We start from the raw sequence: 2,691 nt of genomic DNA on the forward strand, positions 1-2,691 counted from the left end.
TGCAATCAGAGGCCCGAACTTGATCGTCCAACACCGGATCGTTTCGTAGCTGACATCAATTCCGCGTTGCGCCATCAGTTCCTCGACGTCGCCGAAGCTCAAGCTGAAACGAAAGTACAGCCACACGGCATGACGTATCACCTCAGCTGGAAAACGATGTCGCTTAAAAGATAGAGGCTTCATAAAATCGCCTTCTCCACCAATGGCTTGCAGCCTTCGAAGTGGAGCACCTTTAGCGTTAGGCTGACAGCACCCGGGGGCGGCTACCTTCCGGCCGGCGAGTTCACCCGGCGTTTCCATGATGACTTCGTGCTGTCCATCAACGAGGCCTGAGCGGCCGGCATCATGAACCCAGCCGCCCGCGATTGTCGCGGGCTTTTTTATGGAGAAACGACATGGACGAACTGAAACCTTGGTGGGCGTCCAAGGCCATCTGGAACGGTGTCATCGGCAGCCTGTGGGGCGTGGCTGCGGCGCTCGGCATTCTACCCGAGGGGCTGACGCAGGCCGACGTCCTGACGGTCGTGCTGGCGCTGACCGGCATCGGTAGCGTGGTGTTTCGGAAGACGGCCAGAGCCCGGATTGGGTAAGAGCGAACCCGGCGGTTGGCTTTGTTGTCATAGCCCTTGGCGACGCCAATAGCTCATCCAATTACCCGTCGTAACCGATTATCGACAATGTCCGGCAATGCCTCGGCGACCCGGACGATTTCCCGTGACAACGGGCTCGACAAGTCGCCAAGCGTGATCACGAGCGTGTCCAGTGGACGGGTGAGGGCAATAAAGACCCACCGCCACGCTTCGCGCGATGCGAGGTCTTCGAGAGACTGCATCGAATCCCTCTCGGCATCGGAGAGCCCACGCTCGAGCTTATCGTTCCTTCGTTCCTCCCAGAAGGCATCGAGGCGCTCAAGGACGACGTTCCAACCTTCAAGCCCCCTGCACGAGTGATAGTTCACGACGCGGAACTGGTTGGTCGAACGGGGGAAGTCTTGCCGGACGCTTTCGTCGACCCCGTCCCAAGTCTCGTAACCCCAGCTATCCAGAGCCCTTGCGATGTCGCTCTGCGCATGCCCGCCTTTCCAGGATACGGCGTCGCTCGGGACACAAAACAGCGAGTCGATCGGCTCGTTATTTGCGTCGGCCGCGTCACGGGCCAGCTCGGCGTGCAAGGCTCGCTGCGCTGACCACGCTCCCTCGACGACGATCACTCGGCCGCCTCCTGCCTTGTCGTTCGGGGCGATGTCGAGGTTGAGACCGACGCAGTCGGCGAGCTCGGCTCCGAAGACCGCAAGATTGCGCTTCATCCGCAGACAACGGACCTCACTCAGGACGAGGCGCTTGTCACGGGTTATGCCCGCGAACCAGTCTGCCCTCTCTCCTCGGACCAACTGGTCAAGACCGTCCGAGATGACGATCGACTCGGGCGCGTAAAGACGCTTCAGGAGCGCGACTTCGCCAGCAGGCGAGTCCTGCGCCTCATCGATCATGAGCCGGTCAAAGTCGAATTGCGCCGGCCAGTCCTTCTTGATCTTCAAGATGTCGTCCGCACCAATTGCCCCACCGTCGATCAGCGCCACAGCTGCCCGGCAAAGCTCGTCGTATTGTTCCAACGAGTCTTGTCCCGGTTCCGTCACCCCAAGCCTGTTCAACCAGCCGAGGAAAAACGACATCGCGGTCTGGACCTTGATCCCGCCCTCGTCGCCGGACGGGACGCCCATCAGAGCAAGTATGCGGCGGATGTCCGCGGCAAGCGCGTGGTTATAGGTGATGACGAGCGTCCGCTCAGCGTGGTCGTGGAACGCTCGCCAAGCCGCTTGGAGGCAGGTGACCGTCTTGCCCGTCCCGCCGTGGCCTCGCAGGCAAGTGAACGCCTGGCCGTTGCTCGCCAAGAGCTGATCGACCCGGCCGCCCTTTTGTAACAGCCGGTCCATGCGCTTCCGATCGAGCGACGTTGGGACCAGCGGTTCGAACAGGCGAGAGGCGACGGCGCCCCTCGCGATGTCTTGGCTACACGAGGAAAGCGTGTACTTGCCGTTCCACGCCCCGAGGGGAGAAGCCGCGCAGACGGCGGTCAAGAAGTCGGCCAAGGTGAAGCCGGACGCTATCGCCGTCTCGACTTCCACGGAATCCAGCCCTTGCATCACCAAGCACCGGTGGACGTATGGCCTCCCGCCGCGGTCCGCGAAATAGTCCTTTAGCGCGTGTGCCTGCTCGACGTTTTGGTCCGTCGCGCTGTGCCAGCCCTTCGAGGCTCCGCGGCTATAGTAGACTTCTACCTTGTCGCCGATGAAGCGGACAGCTTTCGGGCCCTGGTCTTTAACCTCGACCGCGACGACTAGGTTCTGGACCGCGATCGCCTGGCCGACGATCCGCTTTCCTTCCTTGTCGCGCAGCACTTTGCGCGGGTGGAATACGCGGCCGGGCTTCAAGTAGCCGGCAACAACGACGTCCACGTCAGTGCGGTTGGCGTTCGCGAGCTTTACACCGGCGACGAGCTTGACATGCTCCTCGTCGCGCGGCGTGCTGGCCAAGTCGGGCCACGCCGTGAGGAACGCGTCGTAAAGTGCCCGGGCCGCTACGTGCTCCCGGCTCCCCTCAATCCCGACGAGCTCGATCACGAGGCCCTGCCGAGCTCGACGATGAACTTCTGTGGGCTAGCCGATAGCTCGCGAACGTCGACGAAGCGGCA

The 2,691-nt window shown here is 62.1% G+C and carries 2 protein-coding genes and 1 pseudogene; 1 reads left to right on the forward strand and 2 read right to left on the reverse strand.

Annotated features, from left to right (window positions below; genetic code table 11):
- A pseudogene (locus OB03_RS09355) lies at positions 1-183 on the reverse strand (IS6 family transposase); the annotation flags it as partial.
- Positions 184-395: 212 nt separating this feature from the next.
- Here OB03_RS09355 and OB03_RS09360 point away from each other — a divergent pair.
- Positions 396-590 (forward strand): hypothetical protein, encoded by a 195-nt coding sequence (locus tag OB03_RS09360; RefSeq protein WP_461343957.1) that lies wholly within the window; start codon positions 396-398, stop codon positions 588-590.
- A 53-nt stretch (positions 591-643) separates the two neighbouring features.
- Here the strand turns inward: OB03_RS09360 and OB03_RS09365 are convergent, their stop codons facing one another.
- Entirely contained in the window at positions 644-2,620 is a 1,977-nt protein-coding gene (locus OB03_RS09365; protein WP_461343958.1) for a DEAD/DEAH box helicase, read from the reverse strand.
- Positions 2,621-2,691 lie beyond the last annotated feature (71 nt).

The sequence above is a fragment of the Brevundimonas sp. GN22 genome, assembly GCF_054824005.1.

Bases quoted from the DNA above. Each gene is read 5' to 3' on its own strand.
- OB03_RS09360 (WP_461343957.1), top strand. From the start codon at position 396: ATGGACGAACTGAAACCTTGGTGGGCGTCCAAGGCCATCTGGAACGGT.